The organism is Citrobacter sp. Cu233 (assembly GCF_030332225.1).
In the GTDB taxonomy this organism is placed as follows: Bacteria; Pseudomonadota; Gammaproteobacteria; order Enterobacterales; family Enterobacteriaceae; genus Citrobacter.
The window spans coordinates 176428-194656 of sequence record NZ_JAOWIF010000043.1; the positions used below are offsets into that span (position 1 = coordinate 176428).

At 49.1% G+C, this 18229-nt stretch carries 17 protein-coding genes and 1 pseudogene; 10 read left to right on the forward strand and 8 right to left on the reverse strand.

Features of this window, described 5'->3' with window-relative positions:
- Window positions 1–638: 638 nt before the first annotated feature.
- Window positions 639–1256, forward strand: coding sequence for a thymidine kinase (tdk, locus tag OGX95_RS21640; protein WP_286630951.1), 618 nt, complete (start codon window positions 639–641; stop codon window positions 1254–1256).
- Between the two features lie 234 nt (window positions 1257–1490).
- Here the strand turns inward: tdk and adhE are convergent, their stop codons facing one another.
- Complete coding sequence (gene adhE, locus OGX95_RS21645; protein WP_286630952.1) at window positions 1491–4169, reverse strand: bifunctional acetaldehyde-CoA/alcohol dehydrogenase; 2679 nt, start codon at window positions 4167–4169, stop codon at window positions 1491–1493.
- Window positions 4170–4656: 487 nt separating this feature from the next.
- On the opposite strand from adhE, the gene ychE reads away from it, so the two are divergent.
- The 7 genes from ychE to OGX95_RS21680 all read left to right on the forward strand — a co-directional run bounded on the left by ychE (window position 4657) and on the right by OGX95_RS21680 (window position 12584).
- Window positions 4657–5304: an NAAT family transporter YchE gene (gene ychE, locus OGX95_RS21650; RefSeq protein WP_003020714.1), complete on the forward strand. Its 648-nt coding sequence runs from the start codon at window positions 4657–4659 to the stop codon at window positions 5302–5304.
- A gap of 773 nt (window positions 5305–6077) precedes the next feature.
- On the forward strand, window positions 6078–7709 hold the full coding sequence (gene oppA / locus OGX95_RS21655; RefSeq protein WP_286630953.1) for an oligopeptide ABC transporter substrate-binding protein OppA: 1632 nt from the start codon (window positions 6078–6080) through the stop codon (window positions 7707–7709).
- Between the two features lie 121 nt (window positions 7710–7830).
- Window positions 7831–8751, forward strand: coding sequence for an oligopeptide ABC transporter permease OppB (gene oppB / locus OGX95_RS21660; RefSeq protein WP_286630954.1), 921 nt, complete (start codon window positions 7831–7833; stop codon window positions 8749–8751).
- 14 nt (window positions 8752–8765) lie between these two features.
- The gene (oppC, locus tag OGX95_RS21665) at window positions 8766–9674 is read left to right on the forward strand and encodes an oligopeptide ABC transporter permease OppC (protein WP_286630955.1); all 909 of its coding nucleotides are present in this window, start codon (window positions 8766–8768) and stop codon (window positions 9672–9674) included.
- A gap of 11 nt (window positions 9675–9685) precedes the next feature.
- Window positions 9686–10699, forward strand: coding sequence for a murein tripeptide/oligopeptide ABC transporter ATP-binding protein OppD (gene oppD, locus OGX95_RS21670; protein WP_005126407.1), 1014 nt, complete (start codon window positions 9686–9688; stop codon window positions 10697–10699).
- Window positions 10696–11700 carry a murein tripeptide/oligopeptide ABC transporter ATP-binding protein OppF gene (gene oppF / locus OGX95_RS21675; protein ID WP_048211482.1) on the forward strand — a complete coding sequence of 335 codons (1005 nt, stop codon included), beginning with the start codon at window positions 10696–10698 and terminating at the stop codon, window positions 11698–11700. The genes oppD and oppF overlap by 4 nt, the downstream gene beginning before the upstream one ends.
- 47 nt (window positions 11701–11747) lie before the next feature.
- Window positions 11748–12584, forward strand: coding sequence for an ion transporter (locus OGX95_RS21680; protein WP_286630956.1), 837 nt, complete (start codon window positions 11748–11750; stop codon window positions 12582–12584).
- A 37-nt stretch (window positions 12585–12621) separates the two neighbouring features.
- Here the strand turns inward: OGX95_RS21680 and OGX95_RS21685 are convergent, their stop codons facing one another.
- On the reverse strand, window positions 12622–12951 hold the full coding sequence (locus OGX95_RS21685; protein ID WP_213132587.1) for an HI1450 family dsDNA-mimic protein: 330 nt from the start codon (window positions 12949–12951) through the stop codon (window positions 12622–12624).
- 34 nt (window positions 12952–12985) lie between these two features.
- Entirely contained in the window at window positions 12986–14446 is a 1461-nt protein-coding gene (cls, locus tag OGX95_RS21690; RefSeq protein ID WP_048211484.1) for a cardiolipin synthase, read from the reverse strand.
- 142 nt (window positions 14447–14588) lie between these two features.
- Between cls and OGX95_RS21695 the strand changes: the two genes are divergently transcribed.
- A complete protein-coding gene (locus OGX95_RS21695) occupies window positions 14589–14762 on the forward strand; it encodes a YciY family protein (RefSeq protein ID WP_005126414.1) in 174 nt (57 codons plus the stop codon).
- A 53-nt stretch (window positions 14763–14815) separates the two neighbouring features.
- Here the strand turns inward: OGX95_RS21695 and OGX95_RS21700 are convergent, their stop codons facing one another.
- Window positions 14816–15112 (reverse strand): YciI family protein, encoded by a 297-nt coding sequence (locus tag OGX95_RS21700; protein ID WP_048211485.1) that lies wholly within the window; start codon window positions 15110–15112, stop codon window positions 14816–14818.
- 223 nt (window positions 15113–15335) lie between these two features.
- Between OGX95_RS21700 and tonB the strand changes: the two genes are divergently transcribed.
- Window positions 15336–16055, forward strand: coding sequence for a TonB system transport protein TonB (gene tonB, locus OGX95_RS21705; RefSeq protein WP_286630996.1), 720 nt, complete (start codon window positions 15336–15338; stop codon window positions 16053–16055).
- A gap of 68 nt (window positions 16056–16123) precedes the next feature.
- Here the strand turns inward: tonB and yciA are convergent, their stop codons facing one another.
- From yciA to OGX95_RS21725, 4 genes and pseudogenes are all read right to left on the reverse strand, one after another.
- On the reverse strand, window positions 16124–16525 hold the full coding sequence (gene yciA, locus OGX95_RS21710) for an acyl-CoA thioester hydrolase YciA (RefSeq protein WP_286630957.1): 402 nt from the start codon (window positions 16523–16525) through the stop codon (window positions 16124–16126).
- Window positions 16526–16690: 165 nt separating this feature from the next.
- Complete coding sequence (locus OGX95_RS21715; RefSeq protein ID WP_003020667.1) at window positions 16691–17230, reverse strand: septation protein A; 540 nt, start codon at window positions 17228–17230, stop codon at window positions 16691–16693.
- A 56-nt stretch (window positions 17231–17286) separates the two neighbouring features.
- On the reverse strand, window positions 17287–18030 hold the full coding sequence (locus OGX95_RS21720) for a YciC family protein (RefSeq protein WP_040233207.1): 744 nt from the start codon (window positions 18028–18030) through the stop codon (window positions 17287–17289).
- Between the two features lie 28 nt (window positions 18031–18058).
- Window positions 18059–18145, reverse strand: a pseudogene (locus tag OGX95_RS21725) (YkgJ family cysteine cluster protein); the annotation flags it as partial.
- Window positions 18146–18229: the final 84 nt, after the last annotated feature.

Consider the following 18229-nt stretch of genomic DNA (forward strand, 5'->3'; position numbering starts at 1 on the left):
AATCTCAAACTTATATTGGGGTGGTTTGTTGAGCTAATAATAGAGCGATAAATTCAGTTGTGCAATAGCCAGGAATGTAAGGAATTCAAAATTGCTCTTTATTTAGTGTCTGTATTAATTGTTCTGTCTTAATTTTATGACGCCGTCGGGCATAAAAAAGGCTTATTGGTATGCGGGCTTCCCGGCAGCAGAGAGTAAAAATTCAAGATTCAGGTCACATTTCATGGTGTACAAATAGTATCTCTTTGCAGTGATTTCAACCTTTTGTATTAGTTTTGCTTACGGGAATCCTCTATTACAAGGTGGCTATCGTTGGATGTAATAACAATAAGGGCAGGGTTTCTTTATTGCACGGTGATGATAAGTGACGTTGATGAATTTCAGGAGCACAATTTGTGAAAGAATGTGTATATACACATCATACTTCAGGTTGTTTGTGCTTTGGCAGCGTACTTTCACTCTATTGCACACTTAAGAAAGTACCCAAGGGCACTTCTGTGCTGCGGGGTATTTAGACGAAACAGGGTGGTGTTCGCACGTTCTTTTATACATTCCGAATGTCACGCTGCACCGACATGTTTGTGAAATATGATACAATCCTGCCCATATTTATTCTCCCCGGTGAGGGCCGACACACAATGGCACAGCTTTATTTCTACTATTCTGCAATGAATGCAGGCAAGTCGACGGCATTGCTGCAATCTTCATACAATTATCAGGAGCGTGGGATGCGCGCCGTTGTATATACAGCGGAAATTGATGACCGTTTTGGCGCGGGAAAAGTAAGTTCACGTATAGGCCTGTCGTCACCTGCAAAATTGTTTAACCAAAATTCATCTTTGTTCGAGGAGATTCGTGAGGAGAACGCGCAACAACGAATTCACTGTGTGCTGGTCGATGAGTCTCAGTTTCTGACGCGACAGCAGGTTTATGAATTATCAGAGGTTGTTGATCAGCTGGATATTCCAGTTTTGTGTTATGGCTTACGCACTGATTTCCGTGGTGAATTATTTGGTGGTAGCGAATATCTGCTTGCCTGGTCTGATAAGTTGGTTGAATTAAAGACCATTTGCTTCTGTGGTCGTAAGGCCAGCATGGTATTACGTCTTGATCAGGCCGGAAGACCTTATAACGAAGGTGAGCAGGTCGTTATAGGCGGAAATGAACGCTATGTATCGGTGTGCCGCAAGCATTATAAGGAAGCACAGTCTGAAGGCTCTCTGACGGCCATTCAGGAACGTCACTGCCACGATTAACCCTCTGCTCTCCTGCTGAGTTAAAAACGCAGGGTAGGCCTCTGCTTTAGCCAGAAGCGTTACCCTGCGGTATTGACTTCTGGTATCTCTTACACATCTCTTCTTTGCGCCTCTTTCTCTTACGCCTTTTCACTTCGATGGTGGCGTCTGCCGGGCCTGATTTTGGCTGAGTATGGCAAAAAAAAACGGCCCCAAAGGGCCGTTTATGAAGATACTAAAACTTATGTGAGTGCATTAAGCGGATTTTTTCGCTTTTTTCTCAGCTTTAGGCGCTGCTGCAGGCTCAGATTTAGCAGCAGTTTCACCTTCGCTATACTCACGACCGTAGTAAGTATCCAGCAGGATCTGTTTCAGTTCAGAAATCAGCGGGTAACGCGGGTTAGCACCGGTGCACTGGTCGTCAAACGCATCTTCGGACAGTTTGTCGACGTGTGCCAGGAAGTCAGCTTCCTGAACACCAGCTTCACGGATAGATTTAGGAATACCCAGTTCAGCTTTGATTTCTTCCAGCCATGCCAGCAGTTTCTGGATTTTAGCCGCAGTACGGTCGCCCGGTGCGCTTAAACCCAGATGGTCTGCGATTTCGGCGTAGCGACGACGAGCTTGCGGACGATCGTACTGGCTGAATGCAGTCTGTTTAGTCGGGTTGTCGTTCGCGTTATAACGAATGACGTTGCTGATCAGCAGGGCGTTCGCCAGACCGTGAGGAATGTGGAACTGAGAACCCAGCTTGTGCGCCATTGAGTGGCATACACCCAGGAAGGCGTTAGCAAACGCGATACCCGCGATGGTTGCTGCACTGTGAACACGCTCACGGGCTACCGGGTTCTTAGAACCTTCATGGTAGGACGCAGGCAGGTTTTCTTTCAGCAGTTTCAGCGCTTGCAGAGCCTGACCGTCAGAGAATTCAGAAGCCAGTACGGATACGTAAGCTTCCAGGGCGTGAGTCACAGCGTCCAGACCACCGAATGCACACAGTGATTTCGGCATATCCATCACCAGGTTGGCATCGACAATTGCCATATCAGGGGTCAGCGCGTAGTCAGCCAGCGGATATTTCTGACCTGTTGCATCGTCGGTAACAACCGCAAACGGCGTTACTTCAGAACCGGTACCGGAAGTGGTGGTGACGGCGATCATTTTCGCTTTCACGCCCATTTTCGGGAACTTATAGATACGTTTACGGATGTCCATAAAGCGCAGTGCCAGTTCTTCGAAATGGGTTTCCGGATGTTCATACATCACCCACATGATTTTCGCGGCGTCCATCGGGGAACCACCGCCCAGGGCGATGATAACGTCAGGTTTGAAGGAGTTAGCCAGCTCTGCACCTTTACGAACAACGCTAAGAGTCGGGTCAGCTTCAACTTCAAAGAACACTTCGGTTTCAACGCCGGCTGCTTTCAGAACGGAGGTGATCTGGTCAGCATAACCGTTGTTGAACAGGAAGCGGTCGGTCACGATCAGAGCACGTTTGTGACCATCGGTAATCACTTCATCCAGCGCGATTGGCAGTGAGCCACGACGGAAGTAGATAGATTTCGGAAGTTTGTGCCACAACATGTTTTCAGCTCGCTTAGCAACGGTTTTCTTGTTGATCAGGTGCTTAGGACCAACGTTTTCAGAGATGGAGTTACCACCCCAGGAACCACAACCCAGAGTAAGGGAAGGTGCGAGTTTAAAGTTGTACAGGTCGCCGATACCACCCTGCGAAGCCGGGGTGTTAATCAGGATACGCGCGGTTTTCATCATCTGACCGAAGTAAGCAACGCGTTCTGGTTGGTTGTCCTGGTCAGTGTACAGGCAAGAAGTGTGGCCGATACCACCCATCGCAACCAGTTTCTCTGCTTTGTCTACCGCATCTTCGAAATCTTTCGCACGGTACATCGCCAGCGTCGGGGACAGTTTTTCGTGAGCAAACGGCTCGCTTTCATCAACAACTTTCACTTCACCGATCAGGATCTTAGTTGTTTCCGGAACCGAGAAGCCTGCCAGTTCAGCAATTTTATATGCCGGCTGACCAACGATAGCGGCGTTCAGTGCGCCATTTTTCAGGATAACGTCCTGAACAGCTTTCAGCTCTTTGCCCTGCAGCATGTAGCCGCCGTGGCTAGCGAAACGTTCACGAACTGCATCGTATACAGAGTCAACAACAACAACGGATTGTTCAGAAGCACAGATTACGCCGTTATCGAAGGTTTTAGACATCAGAACAGAAGCGACCGCGCGCTTAATATCCGCAGTTTCGTCAATAACAACAGGGGTGTTACCTGCACCTACACCGATTGCTGGTTTACCGGAGCTGTATGCTGCTTTAACCATGCCTGGACCGCCGGTCGCAAGGATCAGGTTGATGTCCGGGTGGTGCATCAGAGCATTAGACAGTTCAACGGAAGGTTGATCGATCCAGCCGATCAGATCTTTCGGTGCACCAGCAGCGATAGCAGCCTGCAGAACGATGTCAGCCGCTTTGTTAGTGGCATCTTTAGCACGCGGATGTGGAGAGAAGATGATTGCGTTACGCGTCTTCAGGCTGATCAGCGATTTGAAGATAGCAGTAGATGTCGGGTTAGTGGTCGGAACGATACCGCAGATGATACCAATCGGTTCAGCGATGGTGATAGTACCGAACGTGTCGTCTTCAGACAGAACACCACAGGTCTTTTCATCTTTATAAGCGTTGTAAATGTATTCGGAAGCAAAGTGGTTTTTGATCACTTTGTCTTCGACGATGCCCATGCCGGATTCGGCAACGGCCATTTTCGCGAGAGGGATTCGAGCGTCTGCGGCTGCCAGAGCGGCGGCGCGGAAGATTTTGTCAACCTGTTCTTGAGTGAAACTGGCATATTCACGCTGGGCTTTTTTTACGCGCTCTACAAGTGCGTTAAGTTCAGCGACATTAGTAACAGCCATAATGCTCTCCTGATAATGTTAAACTTTTTTAGTAAATCATCTGCTCGATACGAGAGTATAGACAGACCGACGAAAAATTGTATAACGTTTTGAAAATCAAACGGTTAATTAACGTCCACTTTACTTTGATTTACTAAAAGAGCTTATGCGTTAGCGTCATTTAACTCTAACGCGTTACCTCCAGGTGGCGTAAGCAAGATTACTCACTTCTGAGTAGTAATTGCGTGATCTGGATCAAATTTCCGCAAAGCTGACACCTTTCAGCAGGCCCTTTTAGCGTTTCCCGGTAAGTGTTAAAAAAATGATGTGATGAATGAGGTTAACATTAGCATATTTAATACATATTAATAACACCGAGTAATGGTAGCGTATTTACGTAGATATACGCAGATAGCAGGTGAAGTATGCTGACAAAAGGCGTATCTTCAGCGCGGATTTCATCAATTTTTATGACTCATTTTATCCGGCTAACGCTTCGGAGCTAACCGTGATCCAAACGCTATTCGATTTTCCTGTCTATTTTAAATTTTTCATTGGGTTATTTGCATTGGTCAACCCGGTAGGGATCATCCCTGTCTTTATCAGCATGACCAGCTACCAGACCGCTGCCGCACGCAATAAAACCAACCTTACGGCAAACCTGTCAGTTGCTATCATTCTGTGGACCTCTCTGTTTCTGGGGGATGGAATTCTGCAATTGTTTGGTATCTCAATTGATTCGTTCAGGATTGCCGGTGGTATCCTGGTCGTGACTATCGCGATGTCGATGATCAGCGGAAAACTTGGGGAAGATAAGCAAAACAAGCAGGAAAAGTCGGAGACGGCAATACGCGAGAGCATTGGCGTTGTCCCGTTAGCGCTGCCGTTAATGGCGGGGCCAGGGGCAATAAGCTCAACGATCGTCTGGGGCACGCGTTATCATAGTGCCATTAATCTGTTCGGTTTTTTTGTGGCAATTGCGCTGTTTGCTCTGTGCTGTTGGGGATTGTTTCGAATGGCGCCATGGCTGGTTCGCCTGTTGGGACAAACCGGCATCAACGTCATCACGCGTATTATGGGGCTGTTACTCATGGCGTTGGGTATTGAGTTCATTGTGACCGGTATCAAGTCCATTTTCCCGGGTTTACTTGCCTGAATACACCCATTCAATATAAACGGAGCTGCTCTCAGGCTCCGTTTCCTTCCATTGTCAGTAAAACTTCTCACGAAAGTTGAAAAGCGGCATAGCAATAATAAAAGATGATGATAGCCAGTTGCATTTTTATGTATTGATTTTAAACACAATTACCTTTTCAGCAGAACAGATGAACCAGGACAGCATTGTTATTTTATTAACATCATACACTGGGGCTTGCTGAAGGATTATTGAAATGTTATTAGTTATTTCTGCATCTAATTTAGATGAATGTGCTAATTAATAACCATTTGTTAAATTTATGTGCATTTTGACGTCTGTTCGATGCCGGACAGGGTGGCGAACCAGGTGTCTCACGCAACCAATTGAAAATGTTGATTTTTTTGTTAAAAAATTGCTTTTTTTAATCTTTTGCTGTGCAGTTTTTTTTCGATAAAAGAGAATTGGTTAACAAATCTGTAAAATGTATTGGCGGTGAAGAAACGCATTTGATACTTTCCGGCCAGGTATTTAGCAGAAGATTTCACGTTGATGAGAATCATTTTCAGTTAGTTTCTCTCAACAGGATAATAGCGGGCTTCCGGCAGGGGAGGCACGTAGATAATCGACGCAAGGCGATCAAACGAATCGCCAGAATAAATAAAGTCGGTGATAGCGAGCAGTAAACAAAAAAACACCTGACGGTAGAAAATCTCCGGTGCCGTACAGGGATCCTGACAGGATTAACAGTCTGGTTATAAAACCAGCCATAATAATGAGGGAGTACAAACACAATGACTAACATCACTAAAAAAAGTTTAGTAGCTGCGGGGATCCTAACTGCGCTAATCGCTGGAAATGTTGCTACAGCAGCAGTGGTACCAGCAGGCGTACAGTTGGCTGAGAAGCAGACTCTGGTACGTAATAATGGTTCGGAAGTTCAGTCACTCGATCCGCATAAAATCGAAGGTGTACCGGAATCCAACATTAGCCGTGATTTATTTGAAGGTTTATTAATCAGTGACGTTGATGGCAAACCATCGCCGGGCGTGGCTGATAAATGGGAAAATAAAGATTTTAAAGTCTGGACATTCCATTTGCGTAAAGACGCTAAATGGTCTGATGGCACGCCCGTTACCGCACAAGATTTCGTCTATAGCTGGCAACGTCTGGCGAACCCGAATACCGCTTCACCGTACGCCAGCTATTTGCAGTACGGGCATATTGTCAATATTGATGACATCATCGCCGGTAAGAAACCAGTTACCGATCTCGGTGTAAAAGCGATTGACGACCATACCTTTGAAGTCACTCTGAGCGAACCTGTTCCTTATTTCTACAAACTACTTGTGCACTCCTCTCTTTCCCCTGTGCCTAAAGCTGTGGTGGAAAAATTCGGTGAAAAATGGACCCAGCCCGCTAACATCGTTTCTAACGGCTCTTATAAACTGAAAGACTGGGTTGTCAACGAGCGTATTGTACTTGAGCGTAATACCAACTACTGGGACAACGCGAAAACCATTATTAACCAGGTCACATACCTGCCAATTTCTTCTGAAGTGACTGACGTGAACCGTTATCGCAGCGGTGAAATCGACATGACCTATAACAACATGCCGATTGAGTTATTCCAGAAACTGAAAAAAGAGATCCCGAACGAAGTTCACGTTGATCCTTATCTGTGCACCTATTATTACGAAATTAACAACCAAAAAGCACCGTTCAACGATGTTCGTGTTCGTACCGCCCTGAAGCTGGCGCTGGATCGTGACATTATCGTCAACAAAGTGAAAAACCAGGGCGATCTGCCTGCCTATAGCTTTACCCCGCCATATACTGATGGCGCTAAACTGGTTGAGCCAGAGTGGTTCAAGTGGTCACAGGAAAAACGTAACGAAGAAGCGAAAAAACTGCTGGCCGAAGCTGGTTTTACCGCGGATAAACCGTTGACCTTTGATCTGCTGTATAACACCTCCGATCTGCACAAGAAGCTGGCTATCGCTGCGGCATCCATCTGGAAGAAAAATCTGGGTGCGAATGTGAAGCTGGAAAATCAGGAGTGGAAGACGTTCCTCGATACACGTCATCAGGGCAACTATGATGTTTCACGTGCAGGCTGGTGTGCGGATTATAACGAACCGACTTCTTTCCTGAATATGGTGCTGTCTGACAGCTCCAACAACACCGTCCACTATAAGAGCCCTGCATTTGACAAGTTGATTGCTGATACCCTGAAAGCAACTAATGACGCTCAGCGCAGCGAACTGTATTCGCAAGCAGAACAGTTGCTGGATAAAGACTCTGCAATTGTGCCGGTGTTCTACTATGTTAACGCTCGCCTGGTGAAACCTTGGGTAGGCGGATACTCCGGTAAAGACCCGATGGATAATATCCACGTTAAAGACTTGTATATTATCAAGCATTAATGGCAAGACGTGGGGCAATCATTTTTGCCCCACAGTGTCTTTTTCATTGAACTATTAACACCTCTTCGTCAGCACGTCTGGATGAAAGAGGTGTAAAGGCACACGCCAGAAGGTACGGGCAATGTTGAAATTTATATTACGCCGCTGTCTGGAAGCGATTCCGACGCTATTTATTCTTATTACGATTTCATTCTTTATGATGCGTCTCGCGCCGGGGAGTCCTTTCACCGGAGAACGAGCCTTACCGCCAGAAGTTCTGGCGAATATTGAAGCGAAATACCATCTCAATGATCCGATCTCAACGCAGTACTTTAGCTATCTGAAACAGCTGGCGCACGGTGATTTTGGGCCATCCTTTAAATATAAAGACTACACCGTTAATGACCTGGTCGCGTCCAGCTTTCCGGTTTCTGCGAAGCTGGGTGCTGCGGCCTTTATTCTGGCAGTTGTGATTGGCGTCAGTGCTGGCGTAATCGCCGCGTTGAAGCAAAACACGCGTTGGGATTACACGGTCATGGGGGTGGCGATGACCGGGGTGGTGATCCCCAGTTTTGTCGTTGCTCCCTTATTAGTCATGATATTTGCAATCACACTGAAATGGCTACCCGGTGGCGGCTGGAACGGTGGGGCGCTGAAATTTATGATCCTGCCCATGGTGGCGTTATCCCTGGCCTATATTGCCAGTATTGCGCGTATTACCCGCGGCTCAATGATTGAAGTGCTGCACTCTAACTTTATTCGGACCGCGCGCGCTAAAGGGTTGCCGATGCGACGGATCATTTTCCGCCATGCGTTAAAACCTGCGCTGTTGCCGGTGTTGTCCTATATGGGACCCGCGTTTGTCGGCATTATTACCGGTTCGATGGTTATTGAAACTATCTATGGTTTACCTGGCATAGGGCAGTTGTTCGTGAATGGTGCATTAAACCGCGATTACTCGCTGGTACTGAGCCTGACTATTCTGGTCGGCACGCTGACCATCGTGTTTAACGCGATTGTCGATGTGCTGTATGCCGTAATCGACCCGAAAATCCGTTACTGATACTGGAGCTCGCTATGATGTTAAGTAAGAAAAACAGCGAAGCGCTGGAGAATTTCAGTGAGAAGCTGGAGGTCGAAGGTCGCAGCCTGTGGCAGGACGCTCGTCGACGCTTTATGCATAACCGTGCGGCAGTCGCCAGCCTCATGGTACTGGTGGTTATTGCGCTGTTTGTGACGTTAGCACCCATGTTATCGCAGTTTACCTACTTCGATACTGACTGGGGCATGATGTCCAGTGCGCCTGATACGGAGTCCGGGCACTATTTTGGCACTGACTCATCCGGTCGTGACCTGCTGGTGCGGGTGGCGATTGGTGGACGGATCTCGTTGATGGTGGGGATTGCGGCTGCGCTGGTGGCGGTGATTGTGGGCACACTGTACGGTTCACTGTCGGGATACCTGGGCGGCAAAATCGACTCCGTGATGATGCGTCTGCTGGAAATCCTTAACTCCTTCCCGTTCATGTTCTTCGTTATTCTGTTGGTCACCTTCTTTGGGCAAAACATTCTACTGATCTTTGTGGCTATTGGGATGGTGTCCTGGCTTGATATGGCGCGTATCGTTCGTGGCCAGACGCTGAGCCTGAAGCGCAAAGAGTTTATTGAAGCAGCCCAGGTCGGTGGGGTGTCTACTGTGCGTATTGTTGTGCGCCACATTGTGCCAAACGTACTGGGTGTAGTGGTGGTCTACGCCTCGTTGTTGGTTCCCAGCATGATCCTGTTTGAATCGTTCCTGAGCTTCCTGGGACTGGGTACACAAGAGCCGCTAAGTAGCTGGGGTGCACTACTCAGTGATGGTGCCAACTCGATGGAAGTATCGCCATGGTTACTGCTGTTCCCGGCAGGGTTCCTGGTGGTGACGCTATTCTGTTTTAACTTTATTGGCGATGGCCTACGTGATGCCCTCGACCCGAAAGACCGTTAAGGAGTGCCGCCATGAGCGTAATTGAGACCTCAACCGCGCCGCTCGCGCAACAACAGGCTAACGCACTGCTGAACGTTACCGATCTGCGAGTGACGTTTGCCACCCCTGATGGTGATGTTACTGCAGTAAACGATTTAAACTTTTCACTACGCGCCGGGGAAACCCTGGGTATTGTTGGTGAGTCTGGTTCAGGTAAGTCGCAGACTGCATTTGCCTTGATGGGCCTGCTGGCCGCAAATGGCCGTATTGGCGGTTCCGCTACATTCAACGGACGTGAAATCCTGAATTTACCGGAGCGTGAGCTGAATAAGCTGCGCGCCGAGCAAATCTCGATGATCTTCCAGGACCCTATGACTTCCCTGAATCCGTATATGCGGGTCGGCGAACAGTTAATGGAAGTTCTGATGCTACACAAAGGTATGAGCAAAGCAGAAGCCTTTGAGGAGTCAGTCAGAATGCTGGATGCGGTAAAAATGCCGGAAGCGCGCAAGCGTATGAAAATGTACCCGCATGAATTCTCCGGCGGTATGCGTCAACGTGTGATGATCGCCATGGCGTTACTGTGCAGGCCAAAGTTACTGATTGCCGATGAACCTACTACTGCGCTGGATGTCACGGTTCAGGCGCAAATCATGACGCTGCTGAATGAGCTGAAAAGTGAATTCAATACCGCAATTATCATGATTACCCACGACCTCGGTGTTGTTGCCGGTATTTGCGACAAGGTGCTGGTAATGTATGCCGGACGCACGATGGAATATGGTAGTGCGCGCGATGTCTTTTATAAGCCGGTTCATCCGTATTCGATTGGCCTGCTTAATGCCGTCCCGCGTCTGGATGCTGAAGGGGAAGAAATGCTGACTATCCCTGGTAATCCGCCGAACCTGTTGCGTTTACCGAAAGGCTGCCCGTTCCAGCCCCGTTGCCCGCATGCCATGGAAATCTGTAACAGTGCTCCGCCACTGGAAGAGTTTAGTCCGGGCCGTCTGCGCGCCTGCTTTAAACCGGTGGAGGAACTGGTATGAATGCGGTAACCGAACAACGAAAAGTACTCCTCGAAATTGCCGATCTGAAAGTCCATTTCGACATCAAAGATGGTAAACAGTGGTTCTGGCAACCGTCGAAAACGCTGAAAGCCGTTGATGGCGTGACCCTACGTCTGTATGAGGGCGAAACATTAGGTGTGGTGGGGGAATCCGGTTGCGGGAAATCGACGTTCGCGCGTGCGATTATCGGTCTGGTAAAAGCGACTGATGGTAAAGTCGCCTGGCTCGGTAAAGATTTGCTTGGCATGAAACCCGATGAGTGGCGGGCGGTGCGCAGTGACATCCAGATGATTTTCCAGGATCCGCTGGCATCGTTAAACCCGCGTATGACCATCGGTGAAATTATCGCTGAACCGCTGCGGACTTATCACCCGAATCTGCCTGGGCAGGAGGTCCGTGACCGCGTAAAGGCGATGATGATGAAAGTGGGGTTACTGCCTAACCTGATTAACCGCTACCCGCACGAGTTTTCCGGTGGGCAGTGCCAGCGTATTGGCATTGCTCGCGCGTTGATCCTTGAGCCGAAGCTGATAATTTGTGATGAGCCCGTATCCGCGCTGGATGTGTCGATTCAGGCGCAGGTTGTTAACCTGTTGCAGCAATTACAGCGTGAGATGGGTTTATCATTAATCTTCATTGCCCATGACCTGGCAGTGGTTAAGCATATTTCCGATCGCGTGCTGGTGATGTATCTCGGACATGCGGTGGAGTTAGGGACCTATGACGAGGTGTACCATAATCCACTGCATCCCTATACCAAAGCGCTAATGTCAGCGGTGCCAATTCCCGATCCTGATATGGAGAGGAACAAGGTTATCCAACTGCTGGAAGGTGAGTTACCATCCCCGATAAATCCGCCTTCGGGGTGTGTGTTCCGCACGCGTTGTCCGATCGCCGGACCAGAATGCGCGAAAACGCGTCCTGTACTTGAAGGGAGTTTTCGACACGCGGTTTCCTGCTTAAAAGTAGACCCGCTATAATCGTGAGGGCTGACACACTGTCAGCCCTTCTTTTTGGTGAGGTAAATGTGTCAGGCTTAGTCTCTTCTGTTCGCCGTACTCTCTACCGTACATTATTTGATCTAGATACACGCTCGGGGCGCCGTTTTGAAGGTATGTGTGCCCTGTTCGCGTTGCTGAGCGTGATTGTTATCTTCATTGAGTCTGGGGTTGGGACGCAATACCATTTAACCTATGATGAATGGCATATTTTTGTCTGGCTGGAAGTCTTTATTACGCTGGTCTTTACCATCGAATATCTGCTCAGATTGTGCTGCTGGGCCAATCCTGCAAAATATGTGTTTAGCTTTTGGGGAATTATCGATCTCGCGACGATTCTGCCACTGTATGTGATGTGGCTATGGCCGGAAATTAGTCTGAGTTATGTTTTCGCCTGGCGAGCGATGCGCGTGCTGCGTGTATTGCGAATACTCAAACTGTTGCGATTTATGCCGTCGCTGCGTGTGTTCTGGAGCGCAATTAAAAGTGCCCGTCATCAGTTGATGCTGTTTTACTCATTTATTGCCATTCTGATGATTGTATTTGGTGCACTGATGTACCTGATTGAAGGCCCGAAATATGGTTTTACCACGCTGAATGCGTCGGTATATTGGGCAATCGTTACGGTTACGACTGTTGGCTATGGTGATATTACCCCGCATACACCGCTTGGCCGCATGGTTGCGTCAGTACTGATCCTGATTGGTTATTCGGTTATTGCAATCCCGACAGGATTGATAACAACACACATGAGCAGTGCGTTTCAGCATCGGCAAAATCAGCGCAGATGTTCACAGTGTCAACAAAGCCAGCATGAGCACAGCGCACAATTTTGTAATCGCTGCGGAAGTAAATTGCCTGACTAGAAATAAAAAAAGCTGCGAGAGCAGCTTTTTGTTTTCATTATTCGCGCCAGAGAATGTGGCAGAGTTTGTGATCTTTTTCGCGACATAACAGAACACGCGCAAAAATATCGTTAATCTCGCCATCTTCTGAGTCTGCCAGACCAATTACTACTTCGGCGAAGAAGTCAGGATTCAGGTCAAAATCGACGTGCTCCTGCCAGTCTTCCGCAGGGTCAAATAACTCTGCACCGCCACGTTCTTCAAACTGCAAATTGAACAGAAGGATGTCGGCCGGATCGAGATTGTCCGCCGCCAGTTCGAGAAAAATGTCATAAGCCTGCTCAAGCGTTTCGTCTTCGGTCAGGCGGTTGTTCAAATCCATATCCATAATGACTACCTGTTTACTGTCTGATGGGCACGTTTTACAGCAACGGGCTAAAGAAGTAAAACAGTCGCTCAGCGATACGCTGCCAGAGTGGTCGTTTTACCCACAAACGTGCATCTAGCAGACGGGAACGCGAAATATAATCATCCTGTACCGCGGCGAGGTCACCGCCGAATCCGGCATCGTCAATCACCAGTGTGATCTCAAAATTCAGCCACAGGCTGCGCATATCCAGGTTTACGGTACCGACAAGACTCAGTTCGCCATCGACCAGCACGCTCTTGGTATGTAACAACCCGCCTTCGAACTGGTAGATTTTCACACCTGCCGCCAGTAACTCGGTGAAAAAAGCCCGGCTTGCCCAGCCAACCAGCATTGAGTCATTCTTGCGTGGAAGAATGATGCTGACATCTACACCGCGCTGCGCCGCTGTACAGATGGCGTGCAGCAGATCGTCACTGGGGACAAAGTAGGGGGTGGTCATTATTAAATATTCACGAGCAGAATATGCGGCAGTCAATAAGGCCTGGTGGATCAAGTCTTCAGGGAAACCTGGACCGGAGGCAATAGTGTGAATGGTGTGTCCGCTGGCCTGCTCAAACGGCATGATGTTGACATCGGGAGGCGGCGGTAAAATGCGTTTACCGGTCTCAATTTCCCAGTCGCAGGAGTAGACGATCCCCATGGCAGTGGCCACCGGACCTTCCATTCTCGCCATCAGATCAACCCATTGTCCGACACCTGCATCCTGTTTAAAGAAACGCGGATCGACCATATTCATGCTACCGGTGTAGGCGATATAGTTGTCGATCATGATCATTTTACGATGCTGGCGCAGGTCCATACGGCGTAAAAATACACGCATCAGGTTAACCTTTAGCGCTTCGACCACCTCGATCCCCGCATTGCGCATCATCGCCGCCCACGGACTACGGAAGAATGCCACGCTGCCGGCGGAGTCCAGCATCAAACGACAGTGAATCCCTCGTCTGGCGGCGGCCATTAATGATTCCGCGACCTGATCGGCCATACCGCCAGGTTGCCAGATGTAGAACACCATCTCAATGTTGTGACGCGCCAGCTGAATATCGCGGATTAACGCCTGCATCACGTCATCAGAACTGGTGAGAAGCTGTAGTTGATTCCCCTTAACGCCAGCAATGCCCTGACGACGCTCGCATAACTTAAATAATGATGAGGCAACGCTGCTGTTTTCTTGCGCGAAAATATGTTTGCAGGCTTTGAGATCGTTCAGCCATTTAGCTGTTGAAGGCCACATCGCTCTGGCACGCTCGGCGCGGCGTTTGCCCAGGTGGAGTTCACCAAAGGACAGATAAGCAATGATCCCTACCAATGGCAGTATATAGATGATCAAAAGCCAGGCCATTGCGGAGGGTACTGCGCGTCGCTTCATCAGAATGCGTAACGTTACGCCAGCAATGAGTACCCAGTAACCCAGAATGACCAGCCAACTCACCACGGTGTAGAAGGTTGTCATAAATTTAAAAATCCTTTTGAAAGCGTATTGTTAAGAGTTTACGCATCAGGATTCATCTGGCAAATAAAAACAAGGGAAAACCACTGGCCCGCATTCGGTCTGGGGGTATAATGCCCGCTCTGTGACTGGAAGAGTAGTTAACATGAAGCGTAGTAGAACGGAAGTGGGACGCTGGCGGATGCTGCGTCAGGCTAGCCGCCGTAAAGCACGTTGGCTTGAAGGGCAATCGCGTCGTAACATGCGTATCCACTCCATCAGAAAATGCATTCTCAATCATCAACGAAATTCGTTGTTGTTTGCGATCTACAGCATTTGATCCAAAAAGGGCACCGCTGGCGGTGCCCAATGAATTCCTGTCCGTTCTGTTTCTTAAAATACTTTTTTGTACGGTTTGACCGAAACCTGCGCATAAACTCCTGCAGCCACATACGGGTCGGCATCAGCCCACGCCTGCGCTGCCTCTAAAGATTCAAATTCCGCAATCACCGTCGAGCCAGTGAATCCCGCCGCACCCGGATCGTTACTGTCGACCGCGGGCATGGGGCCTGCCGTCAGTAGACGACCTTCATCATGGAGGAGTTGCAGACGGGCCAGGTGAGCAGGGCGCACGGAAAGACGTTTTTCGAGAGAATCTGCGATATCTTGAGCATAAATAACATACAGCACGGGTAGAGCTCCTTGATCGGTAAAAGTCGCGTTTACGTTATTGGAAAGCCCTGGTAACTGCAACGTAAAGATAATAGCTTTGTTAAGGCCATATTAAGATAATGGTTTTTTTACATGAAATTGCGTTTTAAATGCGGCTTACTGTCATGGGCTTATTGAATATGATTGCTATTTGCATTTAAAATCGAGGCCTGGTTTTATAACTGAAACGATTATGACTGCAATGACCCTTGATTTACCTCGTCGCTTTCCCTGGCCGACGTTGCTTTCCGTCGGCATTCACGGCGCTGTAGTGGCGGGTCTGCTGTATACCTCGGTACATCAGGTTATTGAACTGCCTGCACCCGCGCAGCCGATCTCTATCACGATGGTCGCACCTGCCGATCTTGAGCCACCTCAGGCAGTTCAACCACCGCCTGAGCCTGTCGTTGAGCCTGAACCGGAACCTGAACCTATACCGGAACCGCCAAAAGAGGCACCGGTGGTGATTGAGAAACCGAAGCCTAAGCCAAAACCGAAGCCGAAACCGGTGAAAAAGGTTGAAGAGCAGCCAAAACGTGATGTGAAACCGGCGGAGTCGCGTCAGGCGTCTCCGTTTGAGAACACGGCACCTGCTCGTCCGGCAACGACAAGTACCGCGCCGGCAACCAGTAAACCTGTGGTTAGCGCACCGGCGGGGCCACGCGCTTTAAGCCGTAATCAGCCACAGTATCCGGCGCGTGCGCAGGCTCTGCGCATTGAAGGCCGGGTGAAAGTCAAGTTTGATGTCACGTCAGATGGTCGCGTGGAGAATGTTGAAGTGCTTTCCGCACAGCCTGCCAATATGTTTGAGCGTGAAGTGAAAAACGCGATGCGCAGATGGCGTTACGAGGCTGGCAAACCCGGTTCAGGCCTGGTGGTGAATATCGTTTTCCGTCTGAACGGTACGACGCAGATTGAGTAACTGGCGTGCCGGAGTTGGCGTCAGGCTTTCTCCGGCAAGCAGGTCTGATAACGGTTCAACGCCGGTTATCAGGCCTGTGTTGGTATCGGACGGGGTTTACCGTCTTTATCTACAGCGACGTAGATAAACAGGGCTTCAGTGGCTTTGTAACGCTGGCCAATAGGTTCCGAAGCGACTTTCTTCACCCAGACTTCAATATTAATGCTGATTGACGTTGTCCCGCGTTTTACGCATCGAGCGTAGCAACAGACCACATCACCTACGGCAACCGGGCGCAAAAAGCTCATTCCTTCAACTCGCACCGTCACCACGCGGCCGTGTGCGATCTCTTTGGCCTGAATAGCGCCACCAATATCCATCTGTGACATCAGCCAGCCGCCAAAAATATCACCGTTAGCATTGGTATCGGCAGGCATGGCCAGAGTGCGTAAAACCAGTTCACCCTGGGGGGTGTTATTCGTTGTTGTCATTGTAGAACCGACTGTAGAGAAAGATTACAGGCGCGATGCTACTAGAATTTACGGGCGGAGAACAGAGGGGATGCGGCGCGCGGAGGGGATGTAAGCTAGCTTGCCTGTCACGAAGAACGCAAGCGGATAAAAATTCGCCAGATCCGGGGATCTGGCGAACACGTATTAAGATTTATCTTCCTGCGGCAGATGGCGGTAGATATAGACTCCGCTCAGCAATGTGAAGAATAAGGTCAGGGCGGTTAATCCGAACACTTTGAAGTTGACCCAAATGTTCTGCGGCAGCCAAAACGCAATGTAGATATTGGCCAGTCCACACAGGATGAAGAAAACGGCCCAGGCCAGATTCAGCTTCGACCATACCGGCTGCGGCAGCGTCAGCTCTTTTCCTAACATGCGCTGAATCAGTGGCTTTTTCATCACCCACTGGCTAACCAGCAGCGCACCGGCAAACAGTCCGTATATCACCGTAACCTTCCACTTAATGAACTCATCGTTGTGGAAGAAAATCGTCAGGCCACCGAAGACGGCAACCAGCACAAAGGTGATTAGCGCCATCTTCTCGACCTTGCGATAGCGAACCCAACTGTAGATCAACACCACAGCTGTTGCGACAATAAGCGCGGAGGTTGCCGCGTAGATGTCATAAAGCTTATAAAAAGCAAAAAAGACAACCAGCGGTAAAAAATCAAGAAACTGCTTCATTCTTCGATTCCGTAATCAAAAAGCATCGGGTAACACGCCCGGGATGCGTTCAGGGTTTATTGACGAATCAGCATATACAGGCGGAACAAATAGATCAGCAGCACAGCAGAGATCATATTGCTCAGCGTATTCGCCAATACCGCGCCTACGTTCGGCGTTAACACTGCAAAACTTGGCGCAAAAAGCAACAGCAGCGTTTTTGCCAGTAACCAACCGATCACGGCCGGCGCTACCAGTCGCATATTAGACCACGCCAGACGCATACTGTTGCGCATAGCGGCAAAGACGCCCATTTTATCCTGCACAACCATCACCGGCGCGAGGGCCAGCAAGATAGCCAGCAGAATACCGGGCACGACAACCAGCATAATACCAACCTGTACCAGCAGGGTAGTCAGAAAAATCAGAATAAACAATTTAGGTAATACCGGCGCGCTGGCGCCAATGGCGCGTAATGCGCTAACCCGATGACCCGCCGAAATCAGTTGAATCATCAGGATGATGCCTCCTGCAAGGATGGCATTACCAATCAGCCCTGAAAACGTCGATGCTGCAGAAGCGCGTAGCAAAATTTGCTGTTGCTCCGGCGTCATATTCTGTACCAGATCGAACAGGCCCACACTGCTGGTTAGCTGATCTCCTTCGCTCAGTTGCGCGATTTGCGCGTCGCTGGGAGAAAAGGCATGCCCTAGCACCACTGTGATAAACGCGCACAATAACGATACCAGCAAGATGGTAATGAATTGATTACGGAAAAAGTTTCCCGTGTCACGGTAAACGGATTTCGCCGTGATAGACATGCACTCTCCTTGAGTTTTGCAGGTGTTCATTTGCGCGCAATTGTACCCTGGATAACTCTACAGTGGCAGCATCGTGCGATGTATGGAAAGGCATATCTTTGTAAAGCTCCGGTAATTTTTGGCCAGGACTTCAGCATCTTGCAACATCGTTGTTTGTTCTCTGTACATCACGTTCAAATAACCACCGCTTCCTGTTGGC

Coding starts and splice junctions, on each gene's coding strand:
- tonB (WP_286630996.1), top strand. CDS start 15,336: ATGACCCTTGATTTACCTCGTCGCTTTCCCTGGCCGACGTTGCTTTCC.
- oppC (WP_286630955.1), top strand. CDS start 8,766: ATGATGTTAAGTAAGAAAAACAGCGAAGCGCTGGAGAATTTCAGTGAG.
- oppF (WP_048211482.1), top strand. CDS start 10,696: ATGAATGCGGTAACCGAACAACGAAAAGTACTCCTCGAAATTGCCGAT.
- oppB (WP_286630954.1), top strand. CDS start 7,831: ATGTTGAAATTTATATTACGCCGCTGTCTGGAAGCGATTCCGACGCTA.
- OGX95_RS21685 (WP_213132587.1), bottom strand. CDS start 12,951: ATGGATATGGATTTGAACAACCGCCTGACCGAAGACGAAACGCTTGAG.
- oppA (WP_286630953.1), top strand. CDS start 6,078: ATGACTAACATCACTAAAAAAAGTTTAGTAGCTGCGGGGATCCTAACT.
- adhE (WP_286630952.1), bottom strand. CDS start 4,169: ATGGCTGTTACTAATGTCGCTGAACTTAACGCACTTGTAGAGCGCGTA.
- OGX95_RS21720 (WP_040233207.1), bottom strand. CDS start 18,030: ATGTCTATCACGGCGAAATCCGTTTACCGTGACACGGGAAACTTTTTC.
- oppD (WP_005126407.1), top strand. CDS start 9,686: ATGAGCGTAATTGAGACCTCAACCGCGCCGCTCGCGCAACAACAGGCT.
- cls (WP_048211484.1), bottom strand. CDS start 14,446: ATGACAACCTTCTACACCGTGGTGAGTTGGCTGGTCATTCTGGGTTAC.
- yciA (WP_286630957.1), bottom strand. CDS start 16,525: ATGACAACAACGAATAACACCCCCCAGGGTGAACTGGTTTTACGCACT.
- OGX95_RS21695 (WP_005126414.1), top strand. CDS start 14,589: ATGAAGCGTAGTAGAACGGAAGTGGGACGCTGGCGGATGCTGCGTCAG.
- tdk (WP_286630951.1), top strand. CDS start 639: ATGGCACAGCTTTATTTCTACTATTCTGCAATGAATGCAGGCAAGTCG.
- OGX95_RS21715 (WP_003020667.1), bottom strand. CDS start 17,230: ATGAAGCAGTTTCTTGATTTTTTACCGCTGGTTGTCTTTTTTGCTTTT.